Source organism: Desulfotalea psychrophila LSv54 (assembly GCF_000025945.1).
GTDB lineage: Bacteria > Desulfobacterota > Desulfobulbia > Desulfobulbales > Desulfocapsaceae > Desulfotalea > Desulfotalea psychrophila.
This window is the reverse complement of sequence record NC_006138.1, coordinates 3,273,240-3,293,858: the sequence shown is the minus strand read 5'-3', so window position 1 is coordinate 3,293,858 and position 20,619 is coordinate 3,273,240. Positions and strand designations below refer to the sequence as shown.

Sequence of the window (20,619 nt, the reverse complement as noted above, 5' to 3'; positions counted from 1 at the left end):
AATAAGGGCAGTGTGGTCTATAGAGCTTGAGCAAGCTATCTCTTGGAAAAGTTGCTCCATTTTGTGCAAGCTGCGATGCAAGATACAAGGCTGAAAATAAGGTGAGTGACAGTCTGCCAGTATGAAACGTTATTACTCTTTCACAAAAAAAGGGGCAACTGAGAAATCAGTTGCTCCCTTTTTATTTGAAACGGATGTGGATTAGTCAGCCTTCCAGAAGGCGTCCTGTTCAGCGCCGCAGAGAGGACAGGTCCAGTCGTCGGGGAGATCCTCCCAGGCGGTTTTAGGCTCTACGCCATTGTCGTAATCGCCTTCTTCGGGGTCATAGATGTATCCGCAAGGGCATTCCCACTTTTGCATAATATCCTCCATTCGATTTTTGGTTGTAATAATTGTTGCTACTTGTCGGTGCCATAAAGTTTAGCGCCGTTAAGAGAAATAGCCTAAAAAAAGTTTAGCCCCTACTCTGGGAAAATACAAAGAAAATTTTAAAATATGGGGGCAGTCAACTATAATGAATTTGTCTCTTTGTGGCTCTGCAGAAAAAAATAGCAGACTAAAATAAAATTTCTTGCAAGAAACAAAAAGTGATTGTATAAACTTCCGGTCATTCTGGCGTGGTCTTGGTAAGTGGAGATTATTTTGTCTTTTTTAGCAGTGAAAATAACTCTTTATATGTAACGATTTTTTGCTATACGGATATGATTATGGATTTTGTTTCTTTCTTTGAGCCAGCGAGCCTGCTCTATGCGGCCATGGTTTTTTTGTCTCGGGTGGTGGATGTATCTTTTGGTACCCTGCGTACCATATCTATTGTCCATGGACGAACCACCATGGCCTTTTGGCTTGGTTTTTTTGAGGCAGCAATCTGGCTCGTTGTGGTCTCCACTATTGTCCAGACGGTGACTGAACAACCTCTGCTGGTGATTGTCTATGCCCTTGGCTTTGCCACGGGGAATATTGTCGGTATTAAATTTGAGAGAATGATAGCCCTGGGCCATCTGGTTCTCCGGGTTATCAGTCGGCATAATTCCAATGAAATAGCCTATGAAATTCGTGAACAGGGATATGCCGTAACTGCATTTAAGGGCGAGGGACGTTCCGGGATTGTTACCGAGCTCTATATTGTCTGCCGACGAAGGGATATGAAAAGAATTCTGAAGAAGGTAATGGCCCTTGATCCCAAGGCCTTTTATGTGAGTGAGCGGGCGGGAGAGGTGAGTAATGTCTACCGCCCCATTATGCAACCCATGACAGGCTGGCGGCGGGTTTTGAAGAAGAAGTACCATTCCCCCTCAAGTGCCCTTCAAGGGTTCTCCGGGGAGGGCTCTTCGCCCTCTAGTCTCTCTCAGCTTGGAAGAGCTGAGAGACACTTTCCTGGAACTGTTCTTCGTTGTAGGCCTTATGTACCTTTTTTAGTAATTTCTTTTGCTTCGGAAATGAGGCCCCCAGATACTGCCAGAGCATTTTCATTCGGCCAACGATGTGGCTTGGCCCGCTTAACTCCTCCCTGTATATCTCAAAGAGCTCTGCATGGAACTTCTCTAAGCGGAGAAGCTCTTGTGTCGGGGTGAGTTTGCCGATTCCCTTTATTCTTTCAGCAAGAAATGGGTCAGCGAGGGCGCCTCGTCCAATCATCCAGTGCTCCACCTGAGGAAATCTTGTCTGTAGTTCATGAAAGTGCTCAAGAGTGGTGATGTCCCCATTATAGGCAATTCGATGCTGGCTGAGTTGGAGGCATTCGGCAAATGTATCGGGGTCCGTTGTCCCCTTATACATCTGTTTGCCAAGGCGGGCATGGATGATTATCTCTGTTAATGGAAATTGGTCCAATCTTGGTAAGAGCTCCTTGGTTTGAGCTGTGTTGCTGTAGCCCAATCTGGTCTTGATGGAGAGCTTTACCGGGATTTGTGGGAGCACCTCTTCTAGAAACTCAACGATCAGATCAGGGTGGGCAAGCATTCCAGAGCCCCGTTTCTTTTTTGCCACCATGGGGGCAGGGCAACCGAGGTTCCAGTTAATCTCCTTATATCCCAGCTCTGCCAGCCGCCCTGCCAGGGCGATGAAATCCTCTGCATTGTTATGTAGTAGTTGGGGAATAACGGGGACAACCATGTTGGCCTCAGGGAGGACGTCTTTGAGCATCTTGTTATCAAAGGAGGCCCTTTTCTGTGGGTTGATAAATGGGGCGATGCTGGAGTTAAATCCCGCAAAGTGTTTGCAGAAGAGAGAGCGGAAACTGGCTGTGGTCAGGCCGCGAATAGGAGCGAGTGAGAGTCGTATTTCTTGAGTCATGATCTTGGCGTACCGACAATATATATTGTGTTATGTGGATTTTGTTGTTAGGTGAATATTTGCTGAGGATGATTTCAGCAGGCCAACTGTAGGCAAAAAATGGATGCTTGTCATCTGCTTTTTAGAAAGAGAGGGAGAAAGGTCGTGGAGAAAAAGATTCAGGTGTCATTGGCAGGGGACTATTCCCCTGATATTGTGACAGCCCTGTTTGCCGTAAGTCGGCAGTTGGATGCTGAGGTATGGGTCGCTGGTGGCCCGGTACGGGATTATTTTCTCGGCCGTTCGGCCAAGGATCTTGATCTGGTAACCGGAGCAGGGGCAATTGATTTTTGTCGCCGCCTGTTGCGTCAACTGGGCGAGGGGAGCCTTGTCCCCCTGTCCGAAGGTGATGAGGAGGCCTGTCGTATAGTCTATCGTCATGAAATAGTAGATATCTCCTCCTTTCGTGCGTCAGCCTCCTCTCTGGAGGAAGATCTTGCCCTGCGTGATTTTACCCTGAATGCCATGGCTCTGCCCCTGTCCACTCTGAGGGGAGAGAAGGTAGATCTCATTGATCCCTTTTCCGGTAGAGATGATTTAGCGGATAAAATACTGCGCCCCCTGCCGGAGGCCTTTGGCCGTGACCCCCTGCGTATTCTCAGGGCCTTTCGCTTTCAGAGTCTCTTCTCCCTCTCCTTTGATCCTGCCATTGCCCCTGCTATTATTGCCCATCGCCACTTGCTGTCGGGGGTGGCGGCAGAACGGATTTCAGCAGAGCTTGATGCGACCCTTATGGGGACGTCTGCCCTTGAGGCCCTTGCCGGGATGGAGGATCTGGGAATTTTGGAACTTCTCTTGCCGGAGTTGTCGGACGGTCGGGATATTCTCCAGCCTGCTGCCCATCATCTTGATGTCTATGGTCATAGCTTGGCCTGTTTTGAGAAAATGCACTGGCTCCTTGCCGGTGGGGTGATGAGCTTTGTCTCCAGAGAGGAGTTGGATCTTGCCACTTTGGCTAAAAAAACAAGATTATGCCTCTGCTGGGCTGCCCTTCTCCACGATGTGGGTAAACCCGGATCGCGGGATATCCGGGCGACGGATGGGCGGATAACCTTTTATAATCATGATGAGAGAGGTGCTCGAATTGTCGCAAAGATAGGGACAAGGCTACGCTGGAGTAATGAGGTGAAGGATGCCGTGGCGCGCCTGGTGGCCATGCATATGCACCCCTTTCATCTCTGTGCCGTGCAACAGAGCGGGGAGGTGAGCCCGCGGGCGGTGCTTCGTCTTTATCGCCGGGCCCAAGAACTTCTTCAGCCCCTGTTTCTCCTCGCCTTTGCCGATAGTCTTGCCAGTCAGGGAGAGGGACGGCCTGCGGAGATGGAGCAGGATATTGCCCTTTTATATAGGCGTACCATGTCCGTCTACTATGAAAAAATCAGGCCGGTTCTCCTTGGCGAGAAGATCCTCACCGGTAGAGATATTTTGCGGGAATTTAGCCTGGATCCGGGCCCTCTTTATGGTGATATTTTAACAAAAGTTGAAGAGTTGCGGGTTGAGGGAGAGCTGGCGACCGAGGCGGATGCCCTGGCCTGGGTAAAAAAATATCTTCAAGGCTTGTCCTAAGGCCCTTAAAAATGGTATGTAGGCACTCAGAAAAGTCTTATTTGCCCCGGTTGGCCGCTCCTGTTTTGTCTGGTATAGAGAATATTATAGCAGAAATGCTCCCTGAGATATGCTTTATCCCTGCCAATGGGTATCGAACTAAATAATATAGTAATAGAAAAATGGATGTGACACCGTGCGTAAAATAAACGATTATTATGCTAAAAAGGCCAAAAAGGATAACTATCCAGCTCGGTCTATCTATAAGTTAGAAGAGGCTCAGAAGAAGTATGACATCATTTCGCGGGGAGATAGCATCCTGGATTTGGGTTGTTTTCCTGGAAGTTGGTCTATTTATGCTTCCGAGCTTGCCGGTCCTAAGGGGATTGTGGTCGGAGTCGATCTGCAACAGGCTGTAGGCGGCGGCCGGGCCGATGCGGCCCCAATCCACTGGATCTGTGAAGATATACGTGAACCTGCAATGCTTGAGGCTGTACGGAGAATTCGTCCGTCTTTTCGTGTGCTCATCTCTGATATGGCTCCGAAAACCACAGGTAATAGGTGGACAGATGCACAGCAGTCGCTTAATCTCTGTTACCAGACCTTGGAAATTGCCGAACAGGTACTCCTCAATAAGGGAAACTATATCTGCAAGGTTTTCCAGGGTGGTGATTTTCCAGATTTTGTTGATGCGGTAAAAAAGCGTTTTGAAAGCGCACGGGTGATAAAACCGCAAAGTTCTCGAATTGAGAGCCGTGAAGTTTTTGTGCTGGGACTGAATTATCGAAAGCCACAAAAATAGTCATGTGTTTTGTAACTAATAATATAAATAAATAGGTGTACTTATGTCGGGACATTCTAAGTGGTCAACCATCAAGAGGAAAAAAGGCGCAAATGATGCTAAGAGAGGTAAGATCTTTACCCGCCTTATCAAGGAGATAACCGTTGCAGCCCGTGGTGGTGGTGGCGATCCCGAGGGTAACCCAAGACTTCGTTCCGCTATTCTTGTGGCAAAATCAGAGAATATGCCAAAGGATAATATCACCCGCGCTATCAAGAAGGGTACAGGCGAGATTGCCGGTGAGGTATATGACGAGATCCTCTATGAGGGTTATGGCCCCGGTGGTGTTGCGGTGCTTGTTGAGTGTATGACCGATAACCGTAACCGTACTGTTGCCGATATTCGCCACTATTTTGCAAAAAATAATGGTAATCTTGGTGAGGCTGGTTGTGTCTCTTGGATGTTTGAGAAGAAGGGTTTGATTTTGGTTGATAAGGCCACTATCACGGAAGATGAGTTGATGGATCAGGCGCTTGAAGCAGGTGCTGAAGATGTGGTTGAGGACGAGACTGAATTTCAGGTGCTCACCAATCCGACAGAGCTTGATGCTGTTCGTGGAGCCATGGAGGCTGCTGGGATTGCCTTTGTCGATGCCTCTATCTCCATGCTTCCTAAGAATGTTGTTGATGTCACCGATGAGAAGGTTGGAAAAAATCTTCTCAGACTGCTTGAGAGCCTTGAAGATCACGATGACGTACAAAATGTTCACTCTAACTTCGATATTGATGAAGAGTTGATGGAACAACTCGCTGAATAGTGGAGAGAGGCATTTGGGCGAAGCGATACCGCTTTGCCTTCTATGTCAGGATGGGGTTCGTCCCCATCCTCTTTTGCCTCTGGTCTTCACCTCGGGGCATTGTCCCCTGTTGATCTACCTTATACCAATCCCTAGAAATTTTTGAGGATTCCTGTTATGCGTAAGACCGTTGTGGATATTATTGCAATGAAGGCCGCCGGGCAGAAGATAAGCATGCTTACCGCCTATGATGCCTCCATGTCTGCCCTGCTTGATCAGGCTGGAATCGACATCCTCTTGGTTGGTGATTCTCTTGGAATGACCGTGCTCGGCTATGATTCGACGGTTCCTGTCACCATGGCTGATATGGTTCATCATATGGCAGCGGTGCGTCGCGGGGCCCCAGATGCCTTTGTGGTGGGCGATATGCCCTTTGGCTCCTATCAAACAGGGGCGCGTGATGCTGTCCTTAATGCCATGCGTTTGCTGAAAGAGGGTGGTTGTGATGTGGTAAAGCTTGAAGGTGGTGAGGTCGTCTGTCCTGTGGTTAAGGCCATTGTTGATGCGGGGATTCCTGTTATGGGCCATTTAGGGCTTACTCCTCAGACTGCGGCAGTGCTCGGTGGTTACAAGGTGCAGGGTCGTGATATGGAGGCTGCCAGAAAACTCTTTGCCGATGCCAAAAGATTGGAAGAGGCCGGGGTCTGTGGGCTGGTTCTGGAGTGCATTCCTGCAGGTCTTGCCGAAGTTGTTACAGCATCCATAGCGGTGCCCACCGTAGGCATTGGGGCGGGCAAGGGCTGTGATGGCCAGGTTCTGGTTATTAACGATATGCTGGGACTCTTTGAAAAATTTACTCCCAAGTTTGTCAAACATTATGCCCAGCTAGCTCCTCTGGTCCGGCAGGGAGTAGAAAACTATATCGGCGAGGTTCGTGCCGGTGCCTTTCCGGAGGCAGAGCATACCTTTACCAGTTCCTGTGATTATAAGGTTCTCCTCTCCGGAGATGATCAGTAAACTCTGCAATACTCTCTGTAGGCATCTTGGTGGTGCCCATCCAAAAGATGTTTGGCTTGGTGTTTTCTGGCCTCTTTCTCCCCCCTCTAGGTTCTTGTCTTAATCTATCTCCGTTCAGGCTCAGTGTTTAACGCTGAAGGCCCTTTCTAGGCCTCTTTATCTTCTAGCTCTTGAGTGGAGATAAGTCTGCGTATTATATCATTCTCCTCTTGTTCTTGATTTGTCAGGGTGGTATTCTCTTTTAGGTTTCAGGTAGTTGCCCTGTTTGTTGCTGGACAGTGCTTGCTCCGGGAGTGAGCTTTTGTCATGTTGATGAGTCATATCCATGGCAGAAATTGAGATAGTCGCGGTGTCTTTATAGGGTAGGCGATTCTGTCCAATAAAGGCCGTATATTGATAGGTAGGGCTTGCAGGCGTATGTGGAAGATATCTGGTTTTTGGGTAATAAATTATTAAACTATTATTCCTAATATTTACAGTGTTGACATAGATGACGTCGGAGTTGTTTCGGTCTGTCTATCACGTAAAATTGTGTGTTATACAGATCTGTATAATGCCTTGTTGTGCGTTTGGTGCATTTGCATCTAAAGAGGAGTGTTATGAGTAACGAATTAAATCCATTTCCAGAGAATGAAATCACACCTTTTTATGATAGTTCAGGCCATGCTTTGTTTTATCTGCATAGTGACGGAAAATATTTTTATCACTATGATGGAACGCCTATAGCGTATTTATATAATCACCAATGTATTATTTCTTATTTAGGTCAATATTTAGGTTGGTTACATAATGGTAGCATTATAGATTATAAAAATGGTAGGTACGCATTCTTTACCAGCCATAGCTCTGATGGTGTTTCTCGGCCTGGTAGAAAATCGAAACCTAGTAGATCATCCAGGCAAAGTCGGCCTGCTGAATCCAGTCGGATGAGTCGACCATCACGTCCATCCAGAAGCTCCGGTTGGAGTGAAAATAGTAATATGACCTTCTTCCCCAATTATTGATTGGCAGACAAAAAATGGCTGATAAGGAAATTAAATTGAAGAAAAAACAGTTGACTATGTTCGTTTCTCGCTCTGCACCTTTGTAAGGTCGGTGAGTAAAGCCTTATCCCAGCCCTTGCAACAATCTGCTTTTCCTGTCACTGCCTATCCTCAAACAGAACAACAGTGTCGCCATATTTAGGTCTGCTTCTGCTCTGGGCAGTTAAAGGGGTATTCTCTTTTATTAAGAGAGCTGCTTTTTTTTGCCGGCCTTTAATCTTGACATTTTGGCCTATTTTGAGTTCTGTCAATCCTTTTTTACCCTGAGTTTGTCTTAACGAACATGTTGTGGTATTGTTGACTCTAACAGGGTGGCTACCAGGTGGGTGTAAAGTAGTTGTTGAGTTGGGGGTACGGGGATGCGCAAGGTTCGATTTCGAAGCAGAACAGAGCACACATTGGATACCAAGGGACGGTTAAACTTCCCAAGGCGCTTCTCTGATGTCCTGGAAAGTTTTGAAAGTCAGGACCTTATTATAGCTCCTTTTAAAACTCATCTGCGAATTTATCCCCTTGCCGAGTGGGAAGAACTTGAGACGAAGATGCACAATCATGGTGGAGAACAAAATCTTTCCGGCTGGGTACGCTATGTTGTGGGTGGAGTTGTGGAGGCAGCTCTGGATAAACAGGGACGGCTACTTATTCCGCAGACACTACGGCTTGATGCCGGCCTGGAAAAAAATGTGGTATTGAACGGAATGTTAAGTTGGATTGAAATATGGGATGCGACAGCCTGGGCCAGTGAGCAGCAGGCTGTCCGAGATGGTTTTGAGGATTTTTCAGAAGGTCTTCGCAATATGGGTATTTTATAGGGGGCCAAGGATGGATGCTGAAAAAATTCATATCTCTGTTTTGCTTGAGGAAACCATGGAGTTTCTTTGTTTGCAGCCAGGCGGTATATATGTTGATGGGACGATGGGGCTTGGAGGGCATACCTCTGCTATTTTAGAGAGGACGGCTCCAGATGGTCGAGTGGTTGCCTTTGAGTGGGATGAAAATGCAATTAAGGCCAGTAGGGAGAGACTAGCTCCCTACGGAGAGAGGCTGACTCTTGTTCGCCGTAATTTTGCAGAGATAGGTGTGGGGCTTACCGAGGCTGGAATTTCTCATATTGATGGCTTGTTGATTGATATAGGTCTCTCCTCCCTGCAACTTGATACGGGGACGCGGGGCTTTAGTTTTCAGCGTGATGATGACCTTGATATGCGCATGGACGAGCGTGGGGAGATGACCGCTGCGACCATTATTGCTACCTGTACAGAGGAGCAGTTGGCGGATCTTTTTTACTGCTATGGAGAGGAGCGCCAGGCCAGGCCTATTGCCGCAGCCATCGTTGCCGCCAGAAAGTTGGAACCTATTCAGACCACAAAACAGTTGGTGAGGGTGGTTGCCAGGGCTATTCCTAAGCGTTTTCACCCTAAGAAGATACATGTGGCCACCAAGGTTTTTCAGGCCCTTCGTATTGCAGTGAACACCGAACTTGAAAATTTATCAAAAATAATTGATGACGCAGGTGAGTTTTTAAAGCCAGGGAGCAGATTTTGCATAATATCCTTTCATTCGCTCGAAGATAGGATTGTTAAGCGTAAATTTCGGGAAAATCCAAACTTTAAGGTGATAACCAATAAGCCCGTTAAGGCAGGTGAGGAAGAGTTGGATCGGAATTATCGTTCCAGAAGTGCGCTATTACGGGTAGCGGAAAAAGTGTAGGCCTTTTATTGTGGTGAAAACCACCCCAGAGGGCCTGTTCTTGTGGTTATTGGGCCAATTGTTTGATAAAAAACGTATTGCTAAAAAATAATGGGGAGGGGGCGGTATGGCACTGTATAATTTATTTCAAGTAGCTGCTGGGCCCAAGGAGATTCGTCGAAGGGCGGAGGCAGGGGAGGAGGCAGGTTTATTGGAGTCTCCGTTACTCAGGGCTTTGACTAAGGTCTTTCTGCTGATTAGTTTTTTGGTATGTCTGAGTTCTGCTCTGCTCTTTTCTATGAATGTTCGTGCTATCGGTGCTACAACCCAGGTTGAAAATATTAACTACGATCTTCTTGGCATAAATTTACAGCTCAAGAGTGAAAGACGAAAGCTTATGAGTTCGGTTGTGCTTCAGAAACGGGCGGAAGAATATGGACTGTATCTGCCCCAAAAAGGGCAGCGCCGTGTTTATAATTCTGCGAAAAATTATTTTAGCTATAGGTAGTGATTAAGGTGTGAGAAAATCTCGTCTTCGTGTGAGAAAGAAAAGGGGATGGAAGAAGTGGTTGTTTTTTATCATGCTTTCCATATTGGCCGTGGCAGGGAGAGAATGTGATGTTCGCTATCACCTTGTTGACAGGATACTTGCAGCTAAAAATCAGTTAGACGGTGCTGAGGGCAAGGCCTTTCTGACGCGTGGCAATGTTTACGATAGGTACAATACTCCTTTGGCTGTGAATGCGCAGAGGGTGGCCCTTTTTTGCCGAACCAGAGAATTGGAAAATCCCGACACGGTATCCAGGATACTTGCGAAAATTTTATGCATCGACCAGGAGACCTTACGGGCCAGATTGGATTCGGAGGCCCTGCGTGTCTGGCTGGCAGAAGGGTTGAGCAAAGGGCAGGTGGCGGAGATAGAGGCAGCCGATCTTCAGGGTGTATATTTTGACAGGAAGACGGTGAGATACTATCCGGAGACCAGTCTTGCCACTCATTTGATTGGTGTTGTGGAGGATGATGTTAGCGTTTCAGGTGTAGAGTGTTATTTTGATAAATTGCTGCGTGGGGATCTGGAAAAAGATTATTTAGCAATTTCTCTATCGGGTGTACAGGATCTTGTTCTTACCGTAGATGTAAAGAGTCAGCGTCTTCTCGAAAAAATGCTCCAAGGTATTGCTGCGGAGGGGAATATAGAACGCGTTGCCGCCTATGTGGTTGACGCTAAAACGGGAGGGGTGCTTGCCGGTGCTCAGTGGCCGACCTGTAATCCCAATGAATTCAGGAAGTGCCCCCAGGACCAACGTGCCAATTTTTTCCTTCAGCCTATACCTGTCCCTCAGAGTTTTCAGAATCTCTTTGCTGACGCCTCTCTCCTTTATGGGTCCGCTCACGAGAAATATTTCCTGCCCTGGTCTGTTATAAAGACTCAAGAAAATATTGTAAAGGAGAACTTGGTCTGGCGTTGGTTGGGTTTTGGCGATGGATGGAAACCTGATTTTGCGGCTTCGAATAAGGTGATGAACGGGCAGAGGGATTATTTTACTCGGGCTGAAACCTACAAAAATTTTGCCACGCCTCCAAGGAATATTTCTCCTATTCATCTCCTTATGGGACTGTCAAGTCTTGCAAGTGGTCGGGAGAGTATTCGCCCCCATGTGGTTGAGAAGATTGTTGACCAGCAGAGTCAGGAGAGTGTTTTTTTCTCCCATAGTATTGATTTTCCCTTGGATGCCCGTTTGACCTTTCGTCTTGGTTCTAAAGAGGTAAAGAAATTTGTCTTTAGTAGGGGTGGTGGTAGGCGCGTCTCATCCTTACTTTTAAGTGAAGCTCAGCCTGTCTTCTTTGAGGAGGGCAGGGGACTTGTGCAGCAGGAGCTTGTCTTTGCACTTCAACCAAGCCTGAAACGTAATTTTGCCATGTTACTGGTTGTGGAAAGGAATTCCGCGGTTACCAAGGGGCGGAAGAAAAGCCTTGCCGGAGCTGTCGATAAGGTATTACGGCGAATTGCCTCCCTGCAGCAGGTCTTTGATAGCTTGCCTGTCGTTGCTCCACTCTTACCCGAGCAGAAATTTCTGCCTTTTCAGGAGGGGGTGAAGGAAGGGCTCGTAGGGAGAACTGCCCGGAAGGAGAGAAAGGCTATGATGCCTGATCTTATGGGACTCAGCATGCGTAAGAGTCTGCAAATTTTGCAGGACTATGATTGTCAGCCTCTTGTTGAGGGAACAGGTTGGGTGAGTTCTCAGTATCCGCCTAAGGGCGCGAGCATGGAAGCTATAAAAACATGCCGGATAAGTTTGCAGAATCCAGACAGTATGCGTCGCAAGAGATATGCTAAAAAGCGTTTGTAGTAGGAGCTTTGTTGAGATTAAAGTTCCATATAATTGGTGAAAACTCAGGGGGATGTAGTGGAAGGTAACTGTGTTTTGGAAAAATTATTAGAGGGCCTTGAGTGGTTACAACTTCCCTCTCGGTCTGAGCTGGACCCTCAAACCCATCTGGTGGCAGATGTGACGGCAGATTCTCGTCAGGTTGCCAGTGGATCTCTTTTTATTGCTCGGCGTGGTGGTATTCAAGACGGTCATGCCTATGTTGAAGACGCTCTTTTGCGGGGTTGTCCGGTAGTTATTGTAGAGGCAGGCTCTGTTTCTCAAAACGCCTATGCCCATTGTCCGGCCCTTGTCATAGAGGTTGCGGATAGTCAGGCGGCCTATGGCAAAATTTTGGCTAATTATTTTGCTAATCCTGCGGAAAAACTCTCACTTGTGGGTATAACAGGCACCAATGGTAAGACCACCATAAGCTATTTGCTTGAAGATATGCTGACTCGGTTGGGGCATCAGGTGGGTGTTATTGGTACCGTTAATAATCGTTTTTATCGTGCCGATGGTTCTCAAGAGATTATTGCCACATCTCTGACCACCCCGGATGCAAAAATAGTTCAGCAGCTTCTCCGCCGGATGGCCGATGCAGGTGTTGATACTGTTATTATGGAAGTTTCATCCCATGCGATTTCCCAGGCCCGTATCGGTGCTCTTAGGTTTGATCTTGCCATCTTTACTAACCTCTCCCGTGATCACCTTGATTATCATTTGCAGATGGAGGACTATTTTTCGGCAAAACTGGGACTCTTTTCCCGCTATCTCAAGGAGGATGGCATTGCCGTTATCCCCAGTGATAGCAGGCAACTGCAGACCGAATTTTTACAGAGGCTGCACCGACAACTGGCAGGGCGAAACAGATTTCTCTCTTGGGGGGAAGAAGTGGGCTCTGATGTGCAGTTGCATCACTATCGGGTGGGGCTTACCGAGACAGACTGTGCTGTTCGTTTAGCAGACTGTCAGCAAATGCTTGAATTTCAAAGTGGTCTGGTGGGTCGATTTAATATTGATAATCTTTTGGCGGTTATTGCTGCCTGTCGGGCATTGGCCATATCTGGACAAGATATTGCTGAGAATATTGGCCGCCTGCAGGGGGCACCGGGGCGGGTTGAACGTGTCTTTGCTACTGAAACTCCCGCTAATGCTCAGCCAGTTGTCTTCGTTGATTATGCCCATACTCCTGACGCCTTGGATAAACTGCTCTCCACCCTTGGAGATGTGCCCCATGGAGATCTTATAGCCGTTTTTGGCTGTGGGGGTGACCGTGATAAGGGCAAAAGGCCCCTGATGGGTGCGGTGGCGGCAAGGCTTGCCGATGTTGTTATTGTGGCGGACGATAATCCTCGCACCGAGGCGTCTGAACCAATTTTGGCAGAGATTGTGGTGGGTGTTGCCGAGCAGGCAATGCCTCTCAGGAACCCTGATTGGCTTTTTGAGCGAAAGGCAAATGAACGTGGTTGCGTGGTTGTTGGCGACCGCAGGCGGGCCATTGATCTGGCTGTCCATATGGCCTGCTCCAAAGATATTATTGCCATTGCCGGTAAGGGGCACGAACCCTATCAGCTTGGGGCGACAGGTAAGAAGTTCTTTGATGATCGTCTTCAGGCAGGTCGAGCCCTGGCCTCCTGGACCCCTGATAAGCTTGTGGCTGCCACAGGCGGTTCTCTCATAGGTGGAATGCTTACGCCTCTTCTCTTGGGTGAGGTGACAACGGATAGTAGATCTGTTGGCCGTGGCAGTATCTTTGTTGCCCTGCGTGGGGAAAACCACGATGGTCACGCTTACCTCGATCAGGTGGTTGCCGCAGGTGCAGCCTGTCTTGTGGTGGAAAAGGCCCGTCCCGATTTGACCTGCCCTCAGGTCCTTGTAGCTGATACTCGCAGAGCTCTGGGAGATATGGCTGCTGCCCGTAGGTGTGCCTTTGCTGGGACGACAAAACCCGTGGTGGTGGGTATTACGGGAAGTTCAGGTAAGACTACCATAAAGGAGATGACGGCTAGTATTCTTGCTAGCCTTTGGCCCGCCGGAGCTGAATATCCGGAAAATGTGGTCTTGAAGACAGAGGGTAATTTTAATAATCTCATTGGTCTTCCTCTTTCCCTCTTGCCTCTGGATAATATGCACAGGGCGGCCGTGCTGGAAATGGGGATGAACAGTCCCGGTGAAATTGCCCGTCTTGCCGAAATTGCCCAACCTGACATCTGCTGTGTGGCCAATGTTCATGCTGCTCATCTCAGTGGCCTTGGCTCTATTGAAGGTGTGGCCAGGGCTAAGGAGGAACTCTTTGCTCATGCTCCTGTAGACAGCATCTTGGTGGTGAACCTTGATGATCCCCATGTGGTGGAGATGGCCAAGGGTTATGAACAGAAAAAAATCTGCTACTCTCTTTCGGCGGCAGGTTCGGCGGATATCTGGGCTTCAGACCTCTCCTCTGGCGAGGCTGGCTCCATAGATTTTAATTTGCATCTGGGAGCAGAGTCGACATCTGTTCAGTTAGACACCCTGGGTGAGCATAATGTCAGTAATGCCCTGGCAGCGGCAGGCATCGCCCTTGCCGCCGGTGCTTCCCCGCAGCAAATTGCCCTGGGACTTGGGAGCTACAAAACGCCTTCTAAACGACTGGAAAGGATAAGGACATCATGTAATTGGACAATTATTTCAGACTGTTATAATGCTAATCCTGCTTCAATGTCAGCCGGTTTGCGAACTCTTGCCACAGTTGCAGGAGAAAAAAAGATAGCTATTGTCGGTGATATGCTTGAGTTGGGTGAATTTGCCGAGGAGGCTCATCGACAGATTGGTAGCCTGGCGGGGGAATTGTCTCTTGACTATCTCCTGATAGTGGGGGAATTTGCCTCTTTTTTGCAACAGGCAGCCCTGAATTCAGGAATGGGGAAAGAGCAGGTACTGGTTTTTCCCTCAAAGGAGGCAATTATTGATTGGCTTCAGGCATATCAGGCCGATGGTGGGCTTGGCGAAAAAGATATTGTTTTTATAAAGGGCTCCCGGGGAATGCAGTTAGAAACCCTGATCCCCCCCTTTGTTTAAGGGGAAAGAATCCCCTTGCTCTACTTTTAATCCTTTGTAACAGGAACGAATAAAAAAAATGTTTTACCACCTCCTCTATCCGCTTCATACAGCCTTTGCGGGCTTTAATGTCTTTCGCTATATTACCCTTCGTTCTATTGGGGCGGCGGTTTGTGCCTTTTTGTTGGTGCTTTTTCTAGGGCCACTTTTTATTCGTACCATGCAACGCCTGCAGATTGGCCAAGTCGTCCGAGAGGATGGACCGGAAACGCATTTTAAAAAGAAAGGGGTGCCCACCATGGGAGGGTTGCTTATTCTTTTGTCGGTCACTGTCTCTACCCTGCTTTGGGCTCGTCTTGATAATCCGCTTATTTGGCTTGTTCTTCTGGTGACGCTCTTTTTTGGTATGATTGGCGCCTATGATGATTATAAGAAGATATCAAAGAAGACAAGTGAGGGGCTGAGCGCCAAGGGTAAGTTGCTCTTGCAGATAGCGGGAGCGCTTATCGTGGGTTTTTTTGTTTATCTGCATCCCGGTTATGATGGTCAACTGAGCATTCCCTTTATGAAAAATGTTCAACCTGATTTAGGTTGGTTTTATATTGTTTTTGCCGTCATCGTTATAGTCGGTGCCTCCAATGCGGTGAATTTAACAGACGGTCTTGATGGCCTGGCCGCAGGGCCTATGGTGGTCTCTTCTGCTGTTTATCTGCTCTTCGCCTATCTTGCCGGTAATGTTGTTTTAGCAAATTATTTACATATTCCCTATGTCGCCGGTAGTGGCGAATTGGCTATCTTTTGTGGCACACTCTTTGGTGCCTGTTTGGGATTTTTGTGGTTTAATGCCCATCCGGCTCAGATGTTCATGGGAGATGTTGGCTCTCTTGCCCTTGGTGGTGCTCTTGGTTCTATTGCTATTATCATTAAGCAAGAATTTTTGCTGGCTATTGTCGGTGGGGTTTTTGTCATGGAGGCCCTGTCGGTCATGCTTCAGGTGGGCTATTTTCGAATGAGCAAGGGAAAACGGATATTTTTAATGGCCCCCTTTCATCACCATTTTGAAAAAAAGGGTTGGTCAGAGCCTAAGGTTGTTGTCCGTTTTTGGATTGTCTCAATAATTCTGGGACTTTTTGCCATTGCAACCCTGAAGTTACGCTAAGAGGACAGTTCGATGTTGAAAAAAAATCCCTATATAGATGCCCACACCACCTTTGCCATCATTGGCCTTGGTGTTTCAGGCAAGGCTGCCCTGCGCTATGCCCTCGGTTTCGGGGCTCATCTTCTTGTCTCTGATAGGAGAGATGAAGAGGCGCTACTTGCCCAGTTGGTTGCCCTGGCAGGAGATGTAGTCGTTGATTATGAGGCCGGTGGACATACTTTTCAGTTTTTGTCGCAGGCGGATGTTATTTTTGTCAGCCCGGGCTTTGCTGACGGTGAACTCCTGGCGCGATTACGGAGAGCGGGGGTGCAGGTGCTTGGAGAACTTGCCCTGGCGGCTCCGGTTCTTGATCGGCCCGTTGTGGCCATTACAGGGACTAATGGCAAGACCACGGTTACCTCACTTGTGGGCGATCTTTTGCGAGCCTCAGGTAAGAGGGTATTTGTCGGTGGTAATATCGGGGTGCCGCTCTTGGATCTGCTGAGCTCAGGTGATGAGGTGGATGTGATAGTGCTTGAGGTGTCGAGCTTTCAGCTGGAGCTTGCCGGAGATTTTTCACCCCATATTGCCCTGCTTCTCAATCTGAGTCCTGATCACCTTGATCGGCACGGGGATCTGGCAGGCTATCGGGCAGCTAAAATGCATCTTTTCCAGAAGCAGGGCATGACCGATATTGCCATCGTTAGCGGTGATGATCCCCTCTGCCTGCTCAGCGATGGTTGCGGAGAGGCGAGCAGGTATCTCTTTGGTTTCTCAGCTGCCAGTGATATTTCCGTCGCTGCTGGCCACTTTGAATTTGACTTTGCTGGTCAGCGTGAAATTTATTCTCTGCGAGACAGTGCCCTTGATAATAGAACGGGCTGGCTCAATGCTGCCCCGGCAGCCTTTATTGCCCGTTCGCTTGCCTGTGCAAAGGCAGATATAGAGAGGGGCATTGCGGCCTTTACCCTTGATGCCCATCGGATGGAACCTGTGGCCAGTATTGCAGGGGTTCAATATTATAATGACTCCAAGGCAACAAATACCGGTGCGGTTATAAGCGCCCTGCAGCAGCTGGTGCGAGTAATACTCATTGCCGGCGGGCGTGATAAGGGTGATAATTATAGACTGTTGCGGGAAGCTGTGGCGGGTCATGTTCGTACACTTATCTGTATTGGTGAGGCGACGCCTCTGCTGGTTGCGGCCCTGGAGGATGTGGTGCAAGTTTATCGGGCCACCTCTCTTGCCGAGGCAGTATCCCTTGCCGCTTCGTTTGCCGAGGAGGGAGATAGTGTCCTCTTGTCTCCTGCCTGTGCAAGCTTTGATATGTTTGCCAACTATCAGGACAGGGGCGAGCAATTTCGTCGGCAGGTTTTGCAATTACAAGATGTTGGATCCAAATAAAATCAGAGAAAACCCATTATGAAAGAGACCAGACGCAAAAGAATTCTTTTAACAGGTGGGGGCACCGGAGGACATCTCTTTCCAGCAATTGCCGCTGCCCAACAGTTTTGTCGGGAATATCCCGGGGCCGAGGTGCTCTTTGTCGGAACCAAGAGAAAGATGGATGCAGAGACTTTGGAACGTTATGGTTTTAAAGGCGTTGCCATTAATAGTTATGGATTGAAGGGAAAAAATATGCGGGAGCTTGTAAAGGCCCTGCTTGTCTTGCCAATATCCTGCCTGCAGGCTCTCTTCATTCTGGCCCGTTTTCGTCCGGATCTTGTCCTTGGGGTCGGTGGTTATGTGACTGGCCCCGTGGTTGCCATGGCCAAGTTATGTCGTCGTCCCACCCTTATCCATGAGCAAAATTCAGTGCCGGGCCTTGCCAATAGAAAACTGGCTAAATTGGTGGACAGGGTATGTGTCTCTCTGCCCGCCAGTGCCTCCTGTTTTCCTGCCGACAAGGTTGTCTTTACCGGTAATCCGGTAAGAGAAAATCTTGTTGCCCTTGCTGCTAAGGCAAGAGAGGTGAAGGAGGGCGTGACCCTATTGGTGCTTGGTGGTAGCCAGGGGGCAAGGAGTCTCAATCGTCTTATTGTTGAGGCTTTTGTTGGTGTAGGCAGTGAGTCGCTCGCCGGGATAAATCTCATTCATCAGACGGGGACAAAGGATCTTGCCTGGGTAAAACAGGCCTATGGGGATGCGGGTAGGGACGTCTGGGTAGAACCCTTTTTTAAAGATATGGATGCCGTCTATTCACAGGCGGATATTTTGGTTTCCCGGGCCGGGGCAACCACCCTGGCAGAGCTTGCCACCTTGGGTAAACCGGTGATTCTTGTGCCCTATCCCTTTGCAGCAGATAATCACCAACAGAAGAATGCTGAGTATTATGTTCAGGGTGGTGGTGCTCTCCTCTTTAAGGAGAGTGAGCTTACAGCTCCGCAACTTGTTGAGGCAGTTATTTCTATTGCAACGAACAGGGAACAGCGAGAAAGAATGGAGTTTAATCAACGCAGGCTTGCTCCTACCGATGCCGCTGGTAAAATTGTGGCGGTATGCAGGCAATTAATTAACAGAGACGAGTTATAGAGCTATGTATAGAGAAAATCATCATATTCATTTTGTGGGCATTGGTGGCATTGGTATGAGCGGTATAGCAGAGTTGCTACTTCATTTGGGGTATTCTGTTTCCGGCTCCGACCTGCGCAGTTCGGCCACCACCAAACGTCTTCAGGATTTGGGCGCTACTATTTATGAGGGGCATCAGGCCGCCTCATGTGCCGGGGCCAGTGTGGTGGTTACCTCTTCTGCCGTGGCCGAAGATAATCCCGAGGTGGTGCAGGCAAGAGAGGATAAGATTCCCGTTATCCCCCGGGCTGAGATGCTTGCTGAACTTATGCGCCTGAAGACATTTGGTATTGCCGTGGCAGGCAGCCATGGTAAGACCTCAACGACCTCCCTGATAGGCTGTCTTCTTTCCCAGACGGGTTTTGATCCTACCATTGTGGTGGGCGGTAAGGTGGATAGTTTTGGCGGAAATGCCAAGTTGGGCGAGGGTGACTTTTTGGTGGCTGAGGCCGACGAGAGTGATGGCTCTTTTTTAAAGCTCTCCCCCGTCCTTGAGGTTGTTACCAATATAGATCTTGAACATCTCGATTATTATACTGATATTGAGCATATAAAAGAGACTTTTTTAAGTTTCATCGATAAGATACCTTTTTATGGTGCTGCAATTGTCTGTCTCGATGATGAAAATGTGGCAGCCATTCTGCCTCAGGTACAAAAACGACTGATTACCTATGGGCTTACTCCGCAGGCCGATGTCTCAGCGGACAATCTACGCTTTGCCGCTGGTCGTTCCACTTTTAGGGTACGTGCTGCAGGTGAAGTTTTGGGCGAAATATCTGTCTTTCCCTCTGGAACCCATAATGTCTACAATGCCCTTGCCGCTGTTGCCATAGGGCTTGAGCTTGAGATTCCTTTTGGGAAAATTGCTACGGCTCTTGCCTCTTTTGGCGGTGTTCAGCGTAGAATGCAGCATAAGGGAGAGGGGAAGGGGATTACTGTTATTGATGATTACGCTCATCATCCGACAGAAATACGGGCCAGCCTTAAGGCAATTAAGGAGACCTGGCCGGAAAAACGATTGGTTGTCCTCTTTCAACCCCATCGCTACTCTCGAACCCAGGCCCTGTTTGAGGAGTTTAAAACCTGTTTTCATCAGGCTGATTGTCTTATTATGACAGATATTTATGAGGCAAGCGAGAGTCCTATAGAGGGGGTCAGCACAGAAATATTACTCGAGGCTATTAAGGCCCATGGGCAGCGCTATACCCGACATATCCCTGAAATTGCATCTCTTGCGACGGAGGTGATGCCTAATCTGCGAGAGGGCGATCTTGTTGTGACTCTGGGGGCGGGAAATATTGTCCAGGCGGGAGAAGAAATATGTCAACTACTTGGTCAGGAGTAATGGTTTTGGTAATTATATCTTATAGGTTGGTATGAAAGAGGAAAAAAAGAGAGCTTTATCCCGTTTGGTTTTGACTCCCGTGCAATGGGAGAGATCTCTTGCCCTGCATACCTCCTTTGCTATAGGTGGACCTGCAAGGGCCCTGGTTCAGGTGGTGAACGAGGAAGAACTGGCTGAGGTGGTGCAATTTTTACGAGCAGAGGATATTGCCTGGCGGGTCATAGGACGGGGGACAAATCTCGTTGTGGCTGACGAGGGTTATATTGGTGTTATTATCCTGCTTAAGGGGGATTTTGCCACCATCAGTATCTGTCCGCCAACGGGAAAGACTGTTGCAGCTACGGTTGGTGCAGGTATAAGCCTGTCTCGTCTCTGTAAGAGCTGTCAGGAGCGGGGACTGTCTGGTCTTGAATTTATGTATGGTATTCCGGGTACCTTGGGTGGAGCGGTTATCATGAATGCCGGCGCCTGGGGTGGTGAAATTTCAGATGTCCTGCTTGGGGTAAGCCTTTTGAGCGCAGATGGAATTGTCGATATCTCTTCGGCGGAGATGAACTTCTCCCATCGAGCCTGGCAGGATTATGAAGAGAGGTGGCCTAATGCTGTGATCTTGTCGGCGCGTTTTCTTCTCAGACCTGTGGGGCAGGAGGTCGTAAAGTCTCACTGTGATAGTGTTATGGCTAAACGCCGCTTGGCTCAGCCGATAAAACAGCCCAATGCTGGCTCTTTTTTTAAAAATCCGGTGGGTGAGAGTGCAGGCAGACTTATTGACTCCTGTGGTTTGAAAGGGTTAACCTTTGGTAAGGTGATGGTTTCTCCTGAGCATGCCAATTTTGTGGTTAATACAGGTGGTGGCACATCGGCTGACATCAGGAATTTGATGAAAGAGGTTCAGGGCACTGTCTTTCGTGAGACAGGGATAAGTCTTCAACCGGAGGTGCATTTTATTTAA

At 48.4% G+C, this 20,619-nt stretch carries 17 protein-coding genes and 1 pseudogene; 16 read left to right on the top strand and 2 right to left on the bottom strand.

What is annotated here, in order from left to right; genetic code table 11:
- Window positions 1-201 precede the first annotated feature (201 nt).
- Complete coding sequence (locus tag DP_RS14755; RefSeq protein WP_041278081.1) at window positions 202-360, bottom strand: rubredoxin; 159 nt, start codon at window positions 358-360, stop codon at window positions 202-204.
- Between the two features lie 341 nt (window positions 361-701).
- Between DP_RS14755 and DP_RS19320 the strand changes: the two are divergent.
- Window positions 702-1,343, top strand: a pseudogene (locus DP_RS19320) (DUF2179 domain-containing protein); the annotation flags it as partial.
- Here DP_RS19320 and DP_RS18685 read toward each other — a convergent pair.
- On the bottom strand, window positions 1,339-2,295 hold the full coding sequence (locus DP_RS18685; protein WP_011190152.1) for a tRNA-dihydrouridine synthase family protein: 957 nt from the start codon (window positions 2,293-2,295) through the stop codon (window positions 1,339-1,341). The pseudogene DP_RS19320 and the gene DP_RS18685 sit on opposite strands and share 5 nt — an antisense overlap.
- A gap of 144 nt (window positions 2,296-2,439) precedes the next feature.
- Here DP_RS18685 and DP_RS14740 point away from each other — a divergent pair, with 144 nt between their 5' ends.
- The 15 genes from DP_RS14740 (at window position 2,440) to murB (ending at window position 20,619) form a co-directional block, all read left to right on the top strand.
- On the top strand, window positions 2,440-3,900 hold the full coding sequence (locus DP_RS14740) for a CCA tRNA nucleotidyltransferase (protein WP_162096667.1): 1,461 nt from the start codon (window positions 2,440-2,442) through the stop codon (window positions 3,898-3,900).
- A gap of 175 nt (window positions 3,901-4,075) precedes the next feature.
- Window positions 4,076-4,681 carry an SAM-dependent methyltransferase gene (locus DP_RS14735; RefSeq protein ID WP_011190150.1) on the top strand — a complete coding sequence of 202 codons (606 nt, stop codon included), beginning with the start codon at window positions 4,076-4,078 and terminating at the stop codon, window positions 4,679-4,681.
- Window positions 4,682-4,724: 43 nt separating this feature from the next.
- Entirely contained in the window at window positions 4,725-5,477 is a 753-nt protein-coding gene (locus DP_RS14730; RefSeq protein WP_011190149.1) for a YebC/PmpR family DNA-binding transcriptional regulator, read from the top strand.
- A gap of 156 nt (window positions 5,478-5,633) precedes the next feature.
- A complete protein-coding gene (panB, locus tag DP_RS14725) occupies window positions 5,634-6,473 on the top strand; it encodes a 3-methyl-2-oxobutanoate hydroxymethyltransferase (protein WP_041278079.1) in 840 nt (279 codons plus the stop codon).
- Between the two features lie 599 nt (window positions 6,474-7,072).
- Entirely contained in the window at window positions 7,073-7,477 is a 405-nt protein-coding gene (locus DP_RS18095) for a 4-fold beta flower protein (protein ID WP_156792327.1), read from the top strand.
- A gap of 398 nt (window positions 7,478-7,875) precedes the next feature.
- Window positions 7,876-8,328 (top strand): division/cell wall cluster transcriptional repressor MraZ, encoded by a 453-nt coding sequence (locus tag DP_RS14720; RefSeq protein ID WP_011190146.1) that lies wholly within the window; start codon window positions 7,876-7,878, stop codon window positions 8,326-8,328.
- A gap of 10 nt (window positions 8,329-8,338) precedes the next feature.
- Window positions 8,339-9,226: a 16S rRNA (cytosine(1402)-N(4))-methyltransferase RsmH gene (gene rsmH, locus DP_RS14715; protein WP_011190145.1), complete on the top strand. Its 888-nt coding sequence runs from the start codon at window positions 8,339-8,341 to the stop codon at window positions 9,224-9,226.
- 106 nt (window positions 9,227-9,332) lie between these two features.
- On the top strand, window positions 9,333-9,713 hold the full coding sequence (locus tag DP_RS14710; RefSeq protein ID WP_011190144.1) for a hypothetical protein: 381 nt from the start codon (window positions 9,333-9,335) through the stop codon (window positions 9,711-9,713).
- A 73-nt stretch (window positions 9,714-9,786) separates the two neighbouring features.
- Window positions 9,787-11,556 carry a hypothetical protein gene (locus DP_RS14705; protein ID WP_041278078.1) on the top strand — a complete coding sequence of 590 codons (1,770 nt, stop codon included), beginning with the start codon at window positions 9,787-9,789 and terminating at the stop codon, window positions 11,554-11,556.
- Window positions 11,557-11,613: 57 nt separating this feature from the next.
- The gene (gene murF, locus DP_RS14700; RefSeq protein ID WP_041278077.1) at window positions 11,614-14,634 is read left to right on the top strand and encodes a bifunctional UDP-N-acetylmuramoyl-L-alanyl-D-glutamate--2,6-diaminopimelate ligase MurE/UDP-N-acetylmuramoyl-tripeptide--D-alanyl-D-alanine ligase MurF; all 3,021 of its coding nucleotides are present in this window, start codon (window positions 11,614-11,616) and stop codon (window positions 14,632-14,634) included.
- 58 nt (window positions 14,635-14,692) lie between these two features.
- A complete protein-coding gene (mraY, locus tag DP_RS14695; RefSeq protein ID WP_011190141.1) occupies window positions 14,693-15,772 on the top strand; it encodes a phospho-N-acetylmuramoyl-pentapeptide-transferase in 1,080 nt (359 codons plus the stop codon).
- A gap of 12 nt (window positions 15,773-15,784) precedes the next feature.
- Window positions 15,785-17,155 (top strand): UDP-N-acetylmuramoyl-L-alanine--D-glutamate ligase, encoded by a 1,371-nt coding sequence (murD, locus tag DP_RS14690; RefSeq protein WP_011190140.1) that lies wholly within the window; start codon window positions 15,785-15,787, stop codon window positions 17,153-17,155.
- 18 nt (window positions 17,156-17,173) lie between these two features.
- On the top strand, window positions 17,174-18,283 hold the full coding sequence (gene murG, locus DP_RS14685) for an undecaprenyldiphospho-muramoylpentapeptide beta-N-acetylglucosaminyltransferase (protein ID WP_011190139.1): 1,110 nt from the start codon (window positions 17,174-17,176) through the stop codon (window positions 18,281-18,283).
- A gap of 4 nt (window positions 18,284-18,287) precedes the next feature.
- On the top strand, window positions 18,288-19,667 hold the full coding sequence (murC, locus tag DP_RS14680) for a UDP-N-acetylmuramate--L-alanine ligase (RefSeq protein WP_011190138.1): 1,380 nt from the start codon (window positions 18,288-18,290) through the stop codon (window positions 19,665-19,667).
- Window positions 19,668-19,698: 31 nt separating this feature from the next.
- Window positions 19,699-20,619, top strand: a complete 921-nt coding sequence (murB, locus tag DP_RS14675; protein WP_011190137.1) for a UDP-N-acetylmuramate dehydrogenase — start codon at window positions 19,699-19,701, stop codon at window positions 20,617-20,619.